Source organism: Paenibacillus sp. UNC496MF (assembly GCF_900113915.1).
Lineage (GTDB): Bacteria > Bacillota > Bacilli > Paenibacillales > Paenibacillaceae > Paenibacillus_Z > Paenibacillus_Z artemisiicola.
The window spans coordinates 80,030-96,627 of sequence record NZ_FORE01000011.1 but is presented as its reverse complement, the minus strand read 5'-3'; the positions used below and the strand labels follow the sequence as shown (position 1 = coordinate 96,627).

At 51.9% G+C, this 16,598-nt stretch carries 16 protein-coding genes and 1 pseudogene; 14 read left to right on the top strand and 3 right to left on the bottom strand.

The genetic code is table 11. The annotated features are described in order from the left end of the window. Nucleotides 1–49: 49 nt before the first annotated feature. From BMZ79_RS20075 to BMZ79_RS20045, 7 genes are all read left to right on the top strand, one after another. The gene (locus tag BMZ79_RS20075; protein WP_177222229.1) at nt 50–844 is read left to right on the top strand and encodes a helix-turn-helix transcriptional regulator; all 795 of its coding nucleotides are present in this window, start codon (nt 50–52) and stop codon (nt 842–844) included. A gap of 236 nt (nt 845–1,080) precedes the next feature. Further along, nucleotides 1,081–1,965 carry a carbohydrate ABC transporter permease gene (locus tag BMZ79_RS20070; RefSeq protein WP_090643568.1) on the top strand — a complete coding sequence of 295 codons (885 nt, stop codon included), beginning with the start codon at nt 1,081–1,083 and terminating at the stop codon, nt 1,963–1,965. Continuing rightward, nucleotides 1,862–3,364, top strand: coding sequence for an ABC transporter substrate-binding protein (locus tag BMZ79_RS20065; protein WP_218154734.1), 1,503 nt, complete (start codon nt 1,862–1,864; stop codon nt 3,362–3,364). Before BMZ79_RS20070 ends, BMZ79_RS20065 begins: the two co-directional genes overlap by 104 nt. A 71-nt stretch (nt 3,365–3,435) precedes the next feature. After that, nucleotides 3,436–4,305: a carbohydrate ABC transporter permease gene (locus tag BMZ79_RS20060; protein ID WP_090642933.1), complete on the top strand. Its 870-nt coding sequence runs from the start codon at nt 3,436–3,438 to the stop codon at nt 4,303–4,305. Between the two features lie 49 nt (nt 4,306–4,354). Continuing rightward, nucleotides 4,355–5,674, top strand: a complete 1,320-nt coding sequence (gene melA, locus BMZ79_RS20055; RefSeq protein ID WP_090642932.1) for an alpha-galactosidase — start codon at nt 4,355–4,357, stop codon at nt 5,672–5,674. A gap of 150 nt (nt 5,675–5,824) precedes the next feature. Next, nucleotides 5,825–6,781, top strand: coding sequence for a sigma-70 family RNA polymerase sigma factor (locus tag BMZ79_RS20050; RefSeq protein WP_090642929.1), 957 nt, complete (start codon nt 5,825–5,827; stop codon nt 6,779–6,781). Between the two features lie 76 nt (nt 6,782–6,857). After that, nucleotides 6,858–7,283: an SRPBCC family protein gene (locus tag BMZ79_RS20045; protein WP_090642927.1), complete on the top strand. Its 426-nt coding sequence runs from the start codon at nt 6,858–6,860 to the stop codon at nt 7,281–7,283. 79 nt (nt 7,284–7,362) lie between these two features. Here BMZ79_RS20045 and BMZ79_RS20040 read toward each other — a convergent pair whose 3' ends face one another. Together BMZ79_RS20040 and BMZ79_RS20035 are read right to left on the bottom strand one after the other, a co-directional pair. Then, nucleotides 7,363–7,779 carry a VOC family protein gene (locus BMZ79_RS20040; RefSeq protein WP_090642924.1) on the bottom strand — a complete coding sequence of 139 codons (417 nt, stop codon included), beginning with the start codon at nt 7,777–7,779 and terminating at the stop codon, nt 7,363–7,365. A 135-nt stretch (nt 7,780–7,914) separates the two neighbouring features. Beyond that, nucleotides 7,915–8,253, bottom strand: a pseudogene (locus BMZ79_RS20035) (winged helix-turn-helix transcriptional regulator). A gap of 135 nt (nt 8,254–8,388) precedes the next feature. On the opposite strand from BMZ79_RS20035, the gene BMZ79_RS20030 reads away from it, so the two are divergent. Together BMZ79_RS20030 and BMZ79_RS20025 are read left to right on the top strand one after the other, a co-directional pair. Then, on the top strand, nt 8,389–8,958 hold the full coding sequence (locus BMZ79_RS20030) for an RBBP9/YdeN family alpha/beta hydrolase (protein WP_090642920.1): 570 nt from the start codon (nt 8,389–8,391) through the stop codon (nt 8,956–8,958). A 133-nt stretch (nt 8,959–9,091) separates the two neighbouring features. Then, the gene (locus tag BMZ79_RS20025) at nt 9,092–9,601 is read left to right on the top strand and encodes a DinB family protein (RefSeq protein ID WP_090642918.1); all 510 of its coding nucleotides are present in this window, start codon (nt 9,092–9,094) and stop codon (nt 9,599–9,601) included. Nucleotides 9,602–9,868: 267 nt separating this feature from the next. Here BMZ79_RS20025 and BMZ79_RS20020 read toward each other — a convergent pair whose 3' ends face one another. Then, nucleotides 9,869–10,720 (bottom strand): SDR family oxidoreductase, encoded by an 852-nt coding sequence (locus tag BMZ79_RS20020; RefSeq protein WP_256252907.1) that lies wholly within the window; start codon nt 10,718–10,720, stop codon nt 9,869–9,871. Between the two features lie 170 nt (nt 10,721–10,890). Here BMZ79_RS20020 and BMZ79_RS20015 point away from each other — a divergent pair, with 170 nt between their 5' ends. From BMZ79_RS20015 to BMZ79_RS19995, 5 genes are all read left to right on the top strand, one after another. After that, nucleotides 10,891–11,364, top strand: a complete 474-nt coding sequence (locus tag BMZ79_RS20015) for a GNAT family N-acetyltransferase (protein WP_090642915.1) — start codon at nt 10,891–10,893, stop codon at nt 11,362–11,364. Between the two features lie 160 nt (nt 11,365–11,524). Continuing rightward, on the top strand, nt 11,525–12,388 hold the full coding sequence (locus BMZ79_RS20010; protein ID WP_090642913.1) for a sugar phosphate isomerase/epimerase family protein: 864 nt from the start codon (nt 11,525–11,527) through the stop codon (nt 12,386–12,388). A 659-nt stretch (nt 12,389–13,047) separates the two neighbouring features. Next, on the top strand, nt 13,048–13,797 hold the full coding sequence (locus tag BMZ79_RS20005) for an ABC transporter permease subunit (protein WP_256252906.1): 750 nt from the start codon (nt 13,048–13,050) through the stop codon (nt 13,795–13,797). Continuing rightward, nucleotides 13,794–14,759 (top strand): carbohydrate ABC transporter permease, encoded by a 966-nt coding sequence (locus BMZ79_RS20000; protein ID WP_143089004.1) that lies wholly within the window; start codon nt 13,794–13,796, stop codon nt 14,757–14,759. The genes BMZ79_RS20005 and BMZ79_RS20000 overlap by 4 nt, the downstream gene beginning before the upstream one ends. 46 nt (nt 14,760–14,805) lie before the next feature. Next, on the top strand, nt 14,806–16,596 hold the full coding sequence (locus BMZ79_RS19995; RefSeq protein WP_143089003.1) for a type 2 periplasmic-binding domain-containing protein: 1,791 nt from the start codon (nt 14,806–14,808) through the stop codon (nt 16,594–16,596). Nucleotides 16,597–16,598: the final 2 nt, after the last annotated feature.

The window sequence follows — 16,598 nt, the reverse complement described above, 5'->3', positions numbered from 1 at the left end:
GACATTCTAGCATTCTATTACAACAATCGTGAAAAAGAGGAGGAAAATGATGAACGAGATGCCATCGTTATACACCGCAATCGATAACTACCCATCCGGGTGGAAAATGGGGATGCATAAACATCCCCATTTTGAAATCGCCGTCGTGATGTTGGGCAGCGGCGCGGTTTATACAGAAGACCGGCACTATTCGATTCAGCAGGGGGATGCCATTTTGATTAACCCCGGCGTGCCTCATGATTTCAGTTCCAAGACGCCGATTCGCATCGCCGTCTTGCAAGTGGACCCGTTGTCCTTGGAGCATCGACAGCTCTTTCATCAAATCACGAATGAAGAATCGCTATGCTTGCTTCCCCTTGCGTACTATGCGCTGGAACGATACGAGAAACTGTTTAGCATCTGGATCCACATTTCATCCTTGCGCGCGACGAAACTGTTTCACCAATTCGTTCGGACGTGGGTCCAACTGTTTTTGTTGTTTTTATTGGAATGCGTCGAAAACCGGGATAACCGGGTTACGTTGGGTACCATTTCCGCGTATATTCGCACCAATATCGATAAGGAAATTCGGATTTCCGAGCTGGCTAAAATGATGCACGTATCCGAGAGCGGATTACGCGCCTCGTTCAAAAAAACCTACGGCTTATCGCCAAAACAATATTTGCAACGATACCGCATGTCGGAAGCCAAAACGATGCTTAAACTGTCGGATAAAAATATACAGCAAATCGCCCAGCAAGTCGGGTTTCCCAGTATCCACGCCTTCTCCGCTTGGTTTCAAAAAGAGACGGGCGCATCGCCCTCCCTATGGCGAAAAGACCATATAGCCAGCCACGAGGATTAGCGTGTTCTTTTTTACAAAGACTGTCCTTTTATTTATAAATACCCATCCAACGTATATGGGTAAAATGGCCATGTCAGTTAAATATATGAAAGAAGGAGGGCCGATGGAGGTGGAATTAAACGTCCGATATGTCGCGTTGTAACCGCTTTACCGAGTCGTTTCTGGGAGGTGACCGCTTGACGAGCGCAAGGACCGAGATTGGAGACGCATTTCAAATCCGTTCAACCCCCGACAAGATGAGCAGCATGACGAAAAAAAACCTCAGGAACGGCTTGCTCTTCGTATCGCCGTGGTTGGTCGGTTTTGCCGTGTTCTCATTGATTCCGTTTCTATTGTCGTTGTACTACAGCTTCACGAATTACGATGCGGTAAGTTCGCCCGTTTGGGTGGGCGTCAGCAATTTCACGCAATTGTTCAATGACGTTTTGTTTTGGAAATCGATTTCCAACACGATCTACTATACCGTTTTCGCGGTTCCGCTGGGCATCGTTTTCGGCGTCGCTTTGGCGCTGCTGCTGAATATCAAGATCAAAGGAATGGTCGTCTACAGAACGATCTTTTATTTGCCCAGCATCGTTCCGGTCGTGGCGTCCTCCATCTTGTGGCTGTGGCTTTTCGACCCGCAGTTCGGGCTGGTCAACAGTATGCTGAATGCCCTCGGCATCGCCGGTCCGGGATGGCTTGTCGATCCGTCATGGTCCAAACCCGCCCTGATCGTGATGGGGCTTTGGGGTGTCGGCGGCTCGATGATTATTTATCTTGCCGGTCTGCAGGATATCCCGCAGGAGATGTATGAATCGGCGCAAATCGACGGGGCCGTCTGGTGGCACAAGATCGTTTACATCACGCTGCCGATGATAAGTCCGGTTATTTTCTTTAATCTCATCATGGGTCTAATCGGATCGTTCCAGTACTTCACCCAGGCGTATATCATTACGTCCGGCGGTCCTAACGACTCTACCTTGTTCTACTCGCTGTATCTGTACAAGAACGCCTTCTCTTACTTCCATATGGGACTTGCCTCGGCCATGGCATGGATCTTATTCCTGCTCATCATGGCGGTTACGCTGCTCGTATTCAGGAGTTCCGCGCGCTGGGTGTTCTACGGGGGAGAAAGATAGACAATACCGGAGGTGTAAATCTATGCTACTTAAACGATTGATCGCAACTTCACTCATTACCGCCATGTCCGTCGGTTTAATCGCATGTTCTTCGTCGGGCACGAACTCGACGAAGGAAGACAATCCGAACGCAGCCGATTCCGCCGATGATCAACCTTCCAGTGCAGGAAACAAAGGGGACGGAAAAGTCGTTGAAGTTACATATTGGCATATGTGGACGAGCGATTGGAAGAAACTGATCGATAGTCTTGTCGATGAATTCAACAAGTCGCATCCGGGCATCCATGTGAATGCGCTGTCCATTACCGGGGATGCCAACGCCAAGTTTCTTACCGCGCAAGCCGGAGGAGATCCGCCGGACGTCATGACACAATGGAACCAAATCATTCCGTCGTGGGCAAAGAAGGGAGCCATTGCCTCGCTCGACCCCTACATCCAAGCGGACGCGCCGGATATTGAAAATTGGATGTATCCGACTGTAAGAGACATCGGCAAATTCGACGGACACATGTATGCGATTCCATTCTCCATGAATTCGTTTGCCATGTTCTACAACAAGGATATATTGACGGAAGAAGGCTTCGATGCGGACAACCCGCCTAAGACGATTGAAGCGCTTGACGCCATGCAGGACAAATTGTGGAAGACGGACAGCCGCGGGTTCATTCAGCGCGTCGGCTATATGCCAAGCGGTCTTACGATGTGGTCGCCGTCGTTCGGCGGAAAATGGGCGGACCAGGACGGTAACCCAACGGCGACCGATCCGAACAACTTGAAGACGCTCGAATGGTTCCAATCTTATGCCAAGAAGTTCGATCCGAAGAAAGTAGCCGCCTTCAACAAGAGCATGTCGTCCAACGTGAATTCAGCTTGGCCGTTCCTGAGCGGCAAACAGGTCTTCGCCATGGACGGGATGTGGCGGCTCGAGGATTTGAAAAACTACGCGCCGGATCTGAAGTATGGCATTACGCCGCTCCCTTACCCCGAAGGATCGGGCAAAGAGAATGCAACCTGGGTCAACGGGAATTTCAACATCATTCCCGAAAAGGCCAAACATCCGAAGGAAGCATGGGAATTCATTCTGTGGCTGACGGGCTACCATAACGAAGATTGGGCTGCTAGCATGCTGACCAAAGGCGGCTGGATTCCGCCTTCGCCGATCATTACGGAGAAACAGGCGTACCAGGACTTCATCAATGAAATTCCGGCCAGGAAAACGTTCGTCGAATTGCTCGGAAGCCCCAATGCGCAGATAACGCCTGTCATTCCGGTACAGCAGTATTATTGGGATCGGGCGGCGAAAGCCGAGGAATCCGTCATGACCGCGAACAAGGATCCGAAGGAAGCGCTGGAGAATTTGCAGAAAGAAGTCGAGGCCGAAATCGCCAAAGATAACTAACGTTCCGATGCCGGGCGGAAGGAAGCGGCTTCCTTCCGCCTTATTGCGGATGCCGTGAAAGGAGTGTTCGAATGCTAGCGGTTAAAGCGGAAGGTTCGAGGAGTTTAAGCAAGCGGAGCAGGGGGACCATCGCGCATGTCATTACCCATATTGGCTTGATCGTACTTGGCCTATCGTTTCTATTTCCGTTCGTATGGATGCTGTCTACCGCATTGAAGCCGGAAGCGCAGATCTTTATCTGGCCGCCGGAGTGGATTCCGGATAAATTCTTATGGTCCAACTTCCCGGAAGCGCTGACGTTCGTTCCGTTCGGCAAGTATGTCACCAACACGTTAACGATTTGCGTTTGGGCCATGGTCGGCACATGCGCGTCTTCGGCGCTTGTCGCTTACGGATTCGCCAGAATCCAATGGCCGGGGCGGAACGCGCTGTTTATCATCATGCTCAGCACCATGATGCTGCCCTCCCAGGTGACGATGATTCCCATCTTCGTGATTTTCAAGAAAATCGGTTGGGTGGGCACCTTTAAGCCGCTCATCATACCTGCTTTTTTCGGCGGGGCATTCTTCATCTTCTTGCTGAGGCAGTTTTTCCTGACGATCCCGCACGAATTGTCCGAGGCGGCAAAGATTGACGGCTGCTCGGAATTCCGGACGTTCTGGCAGATCATTCTTCCCCTTGCCAAGCCCGCGCTCGCTACGGTGGCGTTATTCACGTTCATCAACAACTGGAACGATTTTATGGGGCCGTTGATTTATTTGAGCGATGAAACGAAATTTACGGTTTCGCTTGGCTTGCAGCAATTCATCGGTCAATACGGCACAAGGTGGGGGATGCTGATGGCGGCTTCGACCGTTGCGACGCTGCCGATCATCGTTCTGTTCTTCTTCGCCCAGCGTACATTTATTCAAGGGATTTCAACGACGGGCATCAAAGGATGACCCGGCGTCATATTGGGACCCGTTACGCTATGCTAAGGGAGGATTAACGATGAAAAAAATCGTATTTATCGGTGCGGGCAGTCTCGTCTTTACCAAAAATCTCGTTCGCGATCTGCTAACGTTTCCCGCATTCGCGGCGTGTACGATCTCGCTGGTCGATATTGACGAGGAGCGTCTCGGCTACGCGAAGAAGACGGTGGAGAAAATCATCGCCGCCGGGCAGTATCGCGCCCAAGTAGAAGCGCATACGGACAGAAAAGAAGCGCTTCCCGGAGCGGACGGGGTCGTATGCACGATCCTGGCCGGCGGCTTGAACGTATGGCGCAAAGATATCGAAATCCCCAAGAAATACGGCGTTGATATTAATGTCGGCGATACCCGGGGACCGTCGGGCATATTCCGGGCGCTTCGCACGATTCCGGCGATGCTGGACATATGCCGCGATATCGAACGGCATTGCCCGCAGGCCATCGTTCTGAATTATACGAATCCGATGGCGATGCTGTGCAGGGCGATGCAGAGCGAAACAAACGTCACCGTGACGGGGTTGTGCCATAGCGTTCAAGGGACGGCTGCCATGCTGGCAAGATGGATCGGCGCGCCGAAGGATGAAATTACTTATCTATGCGCGGGCATTAACCATCAGGCGTTTTATTTGGACTTCCAATGGAACGGCAAAGACGCCTATCCGCTCATTCGGGAGGCGATGAACGATCCCAAGATCTACAACGAGGAGCAAGTACGGAACGAGATGTTTCTTCATCTCGACTATTACGTGACCGAATCCAGCGGCCATAACTCGGAGTACAACGCGTGGTTCCGAAAGCGGCCCGATTTGATCGAGAAATACTGCACGCACGGAACGGGCTGGAATCCCGGCGAATACGCGTATATCGTCAAAGGCTACGAGAAGCGGCAGAGCGATTGGAGAGCGCAGATGCAGAGATGGATGGACGAACCCATCGATTTGAAGCGAGGCGAGGAATATGCGGCTTCGATTTTCAATGCTACGATCGGGGACGGGACGTTATTCAAGTTTAACGGCAATGTCCGCAACACGAACCTGATCGATAATTTGCCAGGCGGCTGTTGCGTCGAGGTTCCTGTATTGGCGTCCAGAAAAGGACTCGAACCTATTCATGTGGGAGCGCTGCCCAGTCAGTTGGCTACCTTGACGAATACCAGCGCCAGATGCGAGGAGATGGCTGTCGAAGGCGCGCTGACCGGGGATCCGAGAAAGATTTTCCATGCCGTATGCTTCGATCCCTTGACATCGGCCGTGCTTGGTTTGAATGAAATCAAATCCATGGTCGACGAGATGTTCGAAGCGAACCGGGATTATCTGCCGCAGTTCAAGCATTTGAGTTAAAGGTTAAAAGGCACTCGAACCTTAGTTAAACGATCGGGCGGTTTAGCGCAACTATCCAAGTAGTGGAGGCGTAGAATGTGTAGGATGTATTTCCGCGATAGAGGGGGGTGAAGGTACCGCCCTTCGGCGAGATCGTTATGGGAGGCCGCGATGAACGAGACCGCATTCGACGAATCATTATTTGCCAGCTTGAAGCCGGGCCTAACCTCGTTCTGTTACCGAATGCTAGGCTCCATGGACGATGCGGACGATGCCGTTCAGGAGACGTGCATTCGGGTCTGGCAGAGCTGGAGCACGTTCAGACAGGATGCTTCGTTCAAAACGTGGGTCTATCGGATTGCCTCCAACCTGTGCTTGGACAAGCTGAGACAATCCAAACGCCGCGCGCTTCCCGTAGACCTGTTCGACCCGGCCGTCGCCATCGTCGAGCCGCGCGACACGCTGCCGGATACCGCCTGGATCTGGCCGTCTCCCGACTTTGGGGGCAATCCGGAGGATCGGCTCGTCCGCAGAGACACCCTTCAACTGTGCTTCATCGCGCTCCTGCAGACCTTGCCTCCGCGGCAGCGCGCGGTGCTCATTTTGAAGGATGTATTCGAATGGTCCTCCAAGCAAATCGCGGAAACGTTGGCAATGTCGCCGGCAGCGGTGAACAGCGCCTTGCAAAGAGCCCGAGAGACGATGGCCCGGGCGCAGCTTCGCTCGGATGAGCTCAGCAGCATGGACGTTCAACCGGAGCAGGAGCTGCTGTCCCGCTATGTGAAGGCCTTCGAGCAATTCGATATTGCCGCGCTCGTCGCGTTGTTCCACGAGGAAGGCAGCATGTCGATGCCGCCCTTCGAGATGTGGATCCGCGGCAAGGAAGATTTGTCCGCCTTCTATTCGCTTACGCGCTGGCATTGCGAAGGTTCGCGATTCGTGCCCGTTACGGTGAATGGCGGTTATCCGGCGTTGGCCCAGTTTATGCCGGGCAAAGAAGGCCCAGGCTTGGTACCCTGGGGCATCCACGTCATCGAAACCAAAGACAATCAAATCCTGCACGTTCAAAACTTCATTCATACGCCATTATTTTCGCGATTTGGGCTGCCTGAGCGAATGGACCGATGAATTTCGTCATTGGCTTACGTCTATATCATTGAGAATAACCAAATGACGAATATCATGAGAGAGGTGTCTATTTAACATGGAAACGAGTCAACCGATCAAAGTAACCGTGCAAGCCGTCATTCAAGCCCCTATCGAGAAGGTATGGCGCTATTGGACCGAGCCGGATCACATCACGCGGTGGAATCAAGCGTCCGAGGACTGGCATGCGCCGAGGGCCGAAAACGATCTGCGGGTCGGCGGCAAGTTCCTGACGCGGATGGAAGCGAAGGATGGCAGCATGGGCTTTGATTTTGGCGGCGTCTACGATGTCGTGAATCGGCATGAGGCGATCGGCTACACCATGGAAGACGGAAGAAGAGTGGATATTGTTTTCGCCCAGCAAGGGAAGGAGACGAAGGTCATGGAAACGTTCGACGCGGAAAGCTCCAATCCCGTCGAGTTCCAGCAAGCAGGCTGGCAAGCGATCATGGACAATTTCAAAGCCTATGCCGAACAAAACTAAGCATCGCGAAGAAGACGCCGGGGAAGATGCCCGGCGTCTTTCTTGTTGAACCTATGCGCGAGCGTGCTCGCCGTTAGCCCTAACCTCGTGCCGCATCCATGTTCATGTAGTTAATGGCCCACAGATGGCCGTCCAAGTCCACGAAGCCCCAATGATACATGCCCCCATGATCTTCGGGTTCGGCGTGCAATTTCCCGCCCAAGGAGACCGCGGTATTCACGATTTCATCGACCTTATCCCGGCTCTCGAAGGCCAATGCGATCGTCATCTGCGCATATTTACTCGTATCGACGAATTCCTTCTCCGTGAGCGTCGTAAAGAAGGCTTGATTGATCAGCATGACCTGCAGGTTGTCGCCGATCACGATGGCTATCGAATTCTCGTTCTCGGGGAATTGCGGGTTGAGCTCGAATCCGAGTCCGGTGAAGAACGCTTTCGATTGTGCTACGTTTTTGACAGGCAGGTTGAAGCTCGTGAATGCGGACGTTAATGCCATTTTCAGAACACCTCTTCGTCAATATAGTTTGTGTTCATTATGCCTTCGTTTATATAGACGACAGCCGATCCGGGAATTCATCGGTCTCAAGGATTCGAAAGCGTACATATTGAAAATTGAACGATTCTACTCCTGTTATTCTGCTGATTCATTAACCGTCTTTTGAAAATTCCGGCCCCAGACTCGCATGATATCAAAGACGGGTCTTAAGGTATCGCCCAAATCACTGAGTTCATATTCAACCCTTGGCGGAATTTCCGCATAGACCTTCCGGGTAATGATTCCGTCTTCCTCCATAGCCCGCAGGTTCTGAGTGAATACCTTTTGACTGATTTCAGGTATTCCCTTCCTTCATTCTCCGAAACGCTTGGATCCCGTTAACAGATCCCGAATGATGAAGAGCTTCCACTTATTGCCGATTAATCCGATGATCGTTGCAACCGGGCAAACGGGTAACTCCTTCTTGTGCAGCATTCCATTTTCCCTCCATTAGTCACCATTAGGTTCCTATATGATAAAAAGGTGCCTACTTTCAAAACGGATATCCTTCTTTTAGTATACATTTATACCGTTAACTGCAATACTCTTGGGTTAGAGGATGATGAAGCGATGAAAAAACACGTTTATATTGTACACGGAGGCTATGCTTCACCTACTAAACATTGGTTTCCATGGTTAAAAGAAAAAGTAAGAGCAGATGGTCATCAAGCTTCGGTGCTTCGCATGCCAAATTCGTCTGACGCCAAGAAAGAAGAATGGGTGGGGGCATTGGCCGATGAAATCAAGTTCTTGGATCCCGACACGTATTTTGTAACCCATAGTTTAGCGTGTATGACACTACTGAACTATTTAGATGGACTGGATTCCTTAACGAACGTTGGAGGCTTTATTCTTGTATCCGGTTATGCTGAACCTTTAGCGGCTTTTCCTACGCTCGATCCTTTTACAGCGAAGAAAGTGGATCACCGAAAAATCATTTCCGCGACAGCTTCACGTGCCGTTAAGGCCGCAAAAGATGATTATATGTGTCCGTTCGAACTAACTATGAAGCTATCCGAACAATTGGACGCCTCCTTTTATCCTGTTGAAAACGGCGGTCATTTCCGAGATGTGGACGGCTTCGTTACGTTTCCATTGGTCTATGCTATTTTAAATGAGATGATGAACGTTGAACAATAACGCGGAAGGGAAGTTCTATTCTTTCGCGAATTCATTAGCTATGCCGAAGATGCGATTTTCGCGAAAAAATCGCGGCAGCGCTATTGGAAAGCGCGTTTTCGTTTGCTATATCTCCAGAGAAAGGTGATTACGCATGAACCAAAGACCGTCAGAAGAAGAATACGCCGGAGACGCCGGCGAGTATATCCGGTTGGTGCCGGAAGGCAACATCATCGACATTCTGCTCGCCCAGGAAAAGCAAATGACCGAGCTGCTGGCATCGTTGACCGAAAGCCAGAGCGCTTATCGGTATGCGGAAGGAAAATGGACGCTGAAAGAAGTCGTGGGCCACATCGCAGACTGTGAACGCGTCATGTCCTACCGCCTGCTCCGATTTGCAAGAGGGGATGAGACGGCGCTGCCCGGTTTCGATCAGGAACTGTTCATTTCGCCTTTCGGAAGCTGGACAACCGCGCAATTGGCCGAAGACTACCGGGCCGTACGGCAAGCGACGATCACGCTGCTGCGCGGGTTACCGGCGGAAGCGTGGTCCCGCAAGGGCACAGCCAACAACGCAAGCATTACGGCGCGCGCCCTCGCTTACGGCATGGCAGGACACGAGCTTCATCACGTAGGGGTTATCCGAAACCGTTACTTGAGTTAGTCGTTCTTGCCTTATGGCACCCTTTCCGCCCCGTTCATATGACGTCGATCATCACGGGCTCCAAGCCGCTTGACTATATCGACGAATGGGCCGCGAATTGGCTGGCATCCGGCGGTCAGGGCACATTCTCGACGAAGTCAACGCCGGCGGCATGGTTCAATAAGCGTAACCGAGGGGGTAGGGGCTAGTCGCTATCCCCTTTGGCTTTTGCGTTTGATAATGACGATCAAGTCGTTGTCCAGCGGGTTTCGAATTCAAACCTTAATTTCACCTATGTTCGAATCCGGTTACTCGCTCGCTTTCCTCCCAAAGTCTATGGGCTAAAGCCCGGTCATGGCTTCGTTTAGAGGATGGCGCTTCTTTGCAGCGGACGAAATATCGTCCGGTTACACCTTCGACGTTGGGCGACGACGCCAAAAACACGGATGTCGCCGCGCCTTGCTCCGCCGGGATCATGAATGGTCTTAAAGCTGCAAAAGAGAGCCTCTCAAGGCCCGTCAGTCTTTTCGCGAAGCTGGTTCTCACGATGCCCGGATGAAGACAATTCGCGGTCGTTTCCGAAGCGTTCAATCTTCGCGCTAATTCGTATGTAAACAGGATATTGGCCAATTTGGATTGTCCGTACGCGCGTGAAGCAAGGTAGCTTTGCTTATTATTGAGATCGTCCATATTTAACTTATACATCTTATGGGCCATCGAGCTGACGGTGATGATCCTCGAGCGGCCGCTTGCTTTCAGTAAGTCCCTCAACAATCCCGTTAGCAAAAAGGTTCCGAAATGATTGACTCCCATGATCGTCTCTAGTCCATCGGAAGTCGACGTCCGCTTATCCATCATGATACCGGCGTTATTAATGAGAACGTCCAACTTGTCATACCTTCGGGTCACTTCGGCCGCGAATGCTCGAATCGAGGCGAAAGAAGCTAAATCCACCAATAAGACATCGATTCGGTCATTTCCTGTATCGCTTACGATCTCCCGGCGAGCGGCCTCCCCTTTGGCTATGTCCCGGCATGCCAGAATCACCGAAGCGCCTTGCCTTGCCAGTGCCGCCGCCGTTGCTTTGCCAATGCCAGAATTCGCTCCCGTCAGCAACACGCTACGATCGATCATTCTCATAGACGCTCTCCTTATGATTCTGTTATTTTAAATATGGGGACCAAGCAGGGATCGGGCAGGATAACCGGTAAGTTGCCGGCTCATATCGGCATCCTCGAAGCGTTACTTTACGAATTACGGATTCAGGCAAGAAGCTTCATAAGAAATACTTACGAAATGGAGATGGGTTTATGCCAGACATGCTTGTCAAACTCTACCAACTTCCGGAATCAGATCCGGTGCGAAAGCAATTATCGGCCAATGGAATTGAGATTCGCCGGGCCATTGCTCCTGAGAAACATCTTGTTTTGAATTGGATCAAGGAACGTTTTGGGGAAGGCTGGACGAGCGAATGCGAGGTTGCCTTCACCAATCAACCGGTATCCTGTTATGTCGCGGTGCAGAATCAGAACATGATCGGGTTTGCATGCTATGATGCGACTTGCAGAAATTTTTTTGGACCGATGGGCGTGGAGGAATCCGCACGCGTACATGGCATCGGCAAAGGGCTGCTTCTCGCGAGCCTTCATGCCATGCATGCAATCGGATACGGCTATGCGATTATCGGCAGTGCCGGCCCTACCGAATTCTACAGCAAGGTTGTCAATGCTACCATCATCGAAGATTCATCTCCGGGTATTTACAGAGGCATGTTAAAACGGTAATCACGCAAGAGAAGGATAACTGGATCTGCGCGAATCACCTTTACGAGAAAAACGGTTCCGCTTCTGATTTACATCGGCGAAACGGGCGATGATTCGGAAGGCGCTATCCGAAAGCGGTTCAGAACGTTCAATTTATCCATTTCGGACGGAGGACAGTCAAATGAAATTGGGTCTTAGCAGTTACAGCTTGTACCGCGATATTCAGAACGGGGTTCTTCCGATCCTCGATGTGCCGCGTTGGATCGCGGATCATGGCGGGGAGCATTTAGAAATCGTCCCCCTCGGCTTCAGTCTAGTCGACAATCCAGGGCTAATCGATGACCTTTTGAACGCGGCGGTCAAAGCCGGCATCGCGATTTCCAACTATGCGGTCGGGGCTAACTTCGCGATCGATGACGAAGCGGACTATCGCCGTGCGATCGAGGAGACGAAGGTGCATGTCGACGTCGCAAACCGGCTTGGCGTGAAGCTCATGCGTCACGACGTCGCGTCTCGCCCGACGGCAGAAGCAACAATCCAGCGTTTCGAAGCGGATTTGCCGAGACTCGTCGAGGCGTGCAGGGAAGTGGCTGATTACGCGGCGCAATACGGCATCACGACGAGCGTGGAAAACCACGGTTACTACATTCAGGCTTCCGACCGCGTGCAGCGGCTCGTGTCTGCCGTAGACCGGTCGAACTTCCGGACGACGCTAGACGTCGGCAACTTCATGTGCGTGGACGAAAATCCGCTAATGGCCGTGAGGAAAAACCTGCCGATCGCGTCCATGGTGCATCTGAAAGACTTCTATTTACGTCCTGCGTCTGCTGCTTTCACCGAAGGGTGGTTTCGATCAGCGGGCGGCAATTATTTGCGTGGCGCTATTGCCGGGCACGGAGACATACCGTTGCAGTCGATCCTAGCGGAAATTAAAGCGTCTGGCTACGATGGCTATATCTCCCTTGAATTCGAGGGGATGGAGGATTGTCAGCTTGGGTCCCGTATAGGGCTGCAACAGGTCCGACATCTGTGGGAAGCGATCTAACGATGCTGTGGCAGCCGATCCATTGATTAGCTGCCACTTTTGTTAAAATCGGGATCTTCCGGTCAGCCTGCATCGTGACGGCTGTCTCAACAAGTTCTGTCGGATGACAAGAATATTATCCCTTGAAAAGCTGCGATGATCGCAGCTTTTTTCATGTATGACCAAGTTTCTGGCGCGAACCCATGAAGTACGTTCCGTCGGAACGGACCGCCTTTCATGCGGCGACGGCCATCTGGAAAATATAACGCTTACAATTGCGTAAACGATCGTGAAGGAAGTAAAAAGATGCGCGTTGTTCGCGCCTTTCCCGGACGCCTATAATGAAAGCGCAACCATAGAAGCGATCGCCAAGTGAAGGGGGATGGCTATGAAGGAAGGAAGCGCCCAATCGATTCGGAGCGAGAGTCGGCATATTCGACAGGAAATGACAGATCGCTAGACAACCGGAAACGATGTGCGTAATCCCAATATAGAAGAGGAGAGACACGGTGCGCATGCAAAAATACGGCATTAGAAGCCTGTCGGTAAGAAAATTTCTCTATATTATGCCCTTTATGATTCTGCTTGCCGTTTTCGCGTATTACCCGCTATACGGATGGGTCTATGCCTTTTTTGATTACACGCCGCCTATTCCGCTGTCCGAATCGCCTTTCGTCGGATTGAAGTGGTTTCGGTCTTTAGTCGAAAACCAGGTAAAGATCGATCAGCTGCTGCAGGTCATCAAGAACACGTTCGGCCTAAGCGGCCTCAGCCTGCTCTTCTCCTGGCTGCCTATGGTTTTTGCTATCTTTCTGACGGAGATCAAAGCCGTCCGGTTCCGGAAGTTCATCCAGACGGTCACCACCCTTCCGAACTTTATCAGCTGGGTATTGGTCTATTCGCTGGGCTTCTCCATGTTCTCCAGCGAAGGGATCGTCAACGGCATGCTTCAACAGCTCGGAATCACCGATTCGCCGATCTTATTCCTCCAGAGCTCCAACCATGTGTGGTTGACGATGTGGATGTGGACGACCTGGAAAGCCTTAGGGTGGTCCGCCATCCTGTATATCGCCGCGATTATGAGCATCGATGATTCGCTTTACGAGGCGGCCGAAGTAGACGGCGCGACAAGGATGCAGGTGATCCGGCATGTCGTTCTCCCAAGCATGCTGCCGACGTATTTCGTGCTGTTGATGCTGCAAATCGCGAGCTTCCTGAACAACGGCCTGGAGCAATACTTCGTCTTTCAGAACGCGTTCAACAAGGACCACATTCAGGTGCTGGACTTGTACGTCTACAACCTGGCCATGGGGGGCGGCAGCTATTCCGTATCCGTCGCGATCAGCATGCTGAAGAGCTTGATCAGCGTCGTGCTTCTCTTTTCGGTGAACAAACTGTCCAAAATCTTAAGAGGGGAGAGTATCGTATGAGCGACAATATGGCCGGGCTGGTACAGCAGGCGGCGCATCAAACCCGATTGGATAAGAAGACGCGCTTTCAAGCCAGCGCGACGGACAAATTCATCTCGGTCGTGATCTATACGCTGTTCTCGCTGTTCGCGCTTCTCTGCGTATACCCCTTTTACTCGATCATTATCAATACCATTAGCGCGAACGATATCAGCGCCAAAGGCGAAGTCGTGTTTTTCCCGAAACATATTCACTTCCAGAACTACGTGGACGTGTTCAAAATTCCGGGGCTGGGCACCGCGGCGCTCGTTTCTCTGGGAAGAACGGTCATCGGAACGACGTTGACGGTGGGCGCTTCGGCATTCCTTGGGTTCATGTTTTCCCAAGAGGATATGTGGGGACGGAAATTCTGGTATCGCTTTACGGTGATCACGATGTTCTTCAATGCAGGGATCATTCCATGGTATCTGACGATGCGGTCGCTGCACTTGACCAATAACTTTCTGGCTTATATTTTGCCGACGATCGTCGCGCCTTTCTTCATCATCCTGGTCAAGACATTCGTGGAATCGCTGCCAAAGGAATTGCAGCAGGCGGCCAGCATCGACGGGGCGGGAATCATGACCCTTTTCTTCAAGATCATGCTGCCGATAAGCAAGCCCATATTGGCGACGGTCGCCATATTCGCGGCCGTGGATCAATGGAATTCCTTCCAGGATACGCTGCTGCTCGTGACGGACAACAAACTCTATAGCTTGCAGTTTATTCTGTACAACTATATCAATCAGGCGAGCTCGTTATCGACGATGGTCAATTTGCAGAACGCCGGCTCGACGACGATGGCAAGCCTGGCGACCAAGCAGACGACCACTTCGATCCGCATGACGGTGACCATCATCGTCGTGGCGCCAATCTTGCTGATTTATCCGATATTCCAACGGTTTTTCGTGAAAGGGATTATGATCGGTGCGGTGAAAGGCTGACTTGCGCATGCGCCATTATAATAAATTGACCAAATGGGGGTAGCAAATGAGCAGAAATAGGAAAGTCGTTAAGCGCTCGATGGTCGCATCGGTGACCGGTTTGTTCTTGGTATCGGCCGCATTGACCGGGTGCAGCAACGGAAACACGAATACGACGGCAACCGACGAGCCGTCCGGAACGGGCACGAACGCCGGCGCGTCCCAGACCGCCGGCGCGATCGATCACAGCAAGCCGCTCACCATTACCGTGTTCGACAATGCGGCCAATTATCAAGGCGAACAGACGGGATGGTACGGCAAGCTGCTCAAAGACAAGTTCAATATCACCTTGAACATCCTCGCGCCGCAGGTGGCCGGCGATCAGTTGTACAAGACCCGAACGGCGGCGGGCGATCTGGGAGATCTCCTGATCGTCGATAACAGCCAATTGGAAGAGCTGATTCCGGCGGGTCTCGTCCTGGATATGACGGATAAAATCAAAAATACGAAGTATCTGTCCCAGTACGTGGACAAGCATTTCAAGCCCTTCAACGCCGGTTTCGACAAAGCGAACCCGGAAGGCAAGATCTATGGGTTGCCGACGTTCGAAGCCGACACGTCGCCGACGACCTTCTCGGAAGAAATGCCTTACTCCAGCCCGATCCTGCCCTGGAATTATTACAAGGGCGTCGGAGCCCCCAAGCTTAACAACCTGGACGATTTGCTGAAAGTCCTGAAGCAAATGCATGAGAAATATCCGAAGTCGCCGGACGGCAAGCCGATCGTACCGATCACCCTATGGAAGGACTGGGACGGCGGCAGCATGGAGAACGTCCGCTGGCTCAGCAACTGGTACGGCTTTGAGCAGCCGGACGGCACGACGACGATCCAGTTAAACGCAAAGGGCGATATCGTTCCGCTCGTCGACGATAACAGCATGTACAAAAAGATTTTGCAGTTTTATTTTAATGCCAATCAGATGGGGCTGGTCGACCCCGACTCGCCGACCCAGGATTGGAACAAAGTATCCGAGAAGTTGACCAACAATCAGGTTCTTCTCACCTGGTATTCTTGGGAACGAGGCTTCTACAATTCCATCGAGAGAGGCAAAAACGGGGACGGCATCGTAGGGGTTCCGATTGCCGACACGCACCTTATTCAAAGCAGCGACGCCTATTACGGCAACGGCATGGTATTCGCGATCGGCGCGAAGGCGAAAGATCCCGATCGCATCATGGAATTCATGGATTGGCTCTGCTCCCCGGAAGGACTGCGTTACTACACGAACGGTTTTGAAGGCTTTAACTACGAGAAGACGGCCGATGGCAAGTCCAAGCTGACCGAAGTCGGACAGAGCGCTTTCCAGAAAAACACGCCCGTCCCGGACGAATACGGCGGCGGCGGCTATCAGGACGGACAGAGCAAAATCAACAGCATGATCATGAGCGACTTCGTCGTCGATCCGGATACGGGAGAATTCTATAACAGCACGTATTGGAAATCGACGATCGAAGCGAACAAGACGGCGCTGACGACGGATTGGCAGAGCACGTATAACGCCGAGAACCCGACGGATTATTATCTGAAGAACAAAATGATCGACGTCGTGCCCAATATCAACACGAGTCTTGGAGCCGATTCGTCGGATATCAAGAACGAACGCAGCCAGATCTCGGACTATGTGAAGAACACGTCCTGGAAAATCGTATTCGCGAAAAACCAAGCGGAATTCGACCAGCTATGGACCAAGATGCAGAAGGACGTGGAAGGCCTGGGCTGGAAGGATGTCTTGGCAGCGGATACGGTCAAGGCCCAGAAGATCGTGAAAATGCGCGCCGACGCCTTAGCCAACAAGTAAGG

Coding starts and splice junctions, on each gene's coding strand:
- BMZ79_RS20075 (WP_177222229.1), top strand. CDS start 50: ATGAACGAGATGCCATCGTTATACACCGCAATCGATAACTACCCATCC.
- BMZ79_RS20070 (WP_090643568.1), top strand. CDS start 1,081: ATGAGCAGCATGACGAAAAAAAACCTCAGGAACGGCTTGCTCTTCGTA.
- BMZ79_RS20060 (WP_090642933.1), top strand. CDS start 3,436: ATGCTAGCGGTTAAAGCGGAAGGTTCGAGGAGTTTAAGCAAGCGGAGC.
- melA (WP_090642932.1), top strand. CDS start 4,355: ATGAAAAAAATCGTATTTATCGGTGCGGGCAGTCTCGTCTTTACCAAA.
- BMZ79_RS20050 (WP_090642929.1), top strand. CDS start 5,825: ATGAACGAGACCGCATTCGACGAATCATTATTTGCCAGCTTGAAGCCG.
- BMZ79_RS20045 (WP_090642927.1), top strand. CDS start 6,858: ATGGAAACGAGTCAACCGATCAAAGTAACCGTGCAAGCCGTCATTCAA.
- BMZ79_RS20040 (WP_090642924.1), bottom strand. CDS start 7,779: ATGGCATTAACGTCCGCATTCACGAGCTTCAACCTGCCTGTCAAAAAC.
- BMZ79_RS20030 (WP_090642920.1), top strand. CDS start 8,389: ATGAAAAAACACGTTTATATTGTACACGGAGGCTATGCTTCACCTACT.
- BMZ79_RS20025 (WP_090642918.1), top strand. CDS start 9,092: ATGAACCAAAGACCGTCAGAAGAAGAATACGCCGGAGACGCCGGCGAG.
- BMZ79_RS20020 (WP_256252907.1), bottom strand. CDS start 10,720: ATGAGAATGATCGATCGTAGCGTGTTGCTGACGGGAGCGAATTCTGGC.
- BMZ79_RS20015 (WP_090642915.1), top strand. CDS start 10,891: ATGCCAGACATGCTTGTCAAACTCTACCAACTTCCGGAATCAGATCCG.
- BMZ79_RS20010 (WP_090642913.1), top strand. CDS start 11,525: ATGAAATTGGGTCTTAGCAGTTACAGCTTGTACCGCGATATTCAGAAC.
- BMZ79_RS20000 (WP_143089004.1), top strand. CDS start 13,794: ATGAGCGACAATATGGCCGGGCTGGTACAGCAGGCGGCGCATCAAACC.
- BMZ79_RS19995 (WP_143089003.1), top strand. CDS start 14,806: ATGAGCAGAAATAGGAAAGTCGTTAAGCGCTCGATGGTCGCATCGGTG.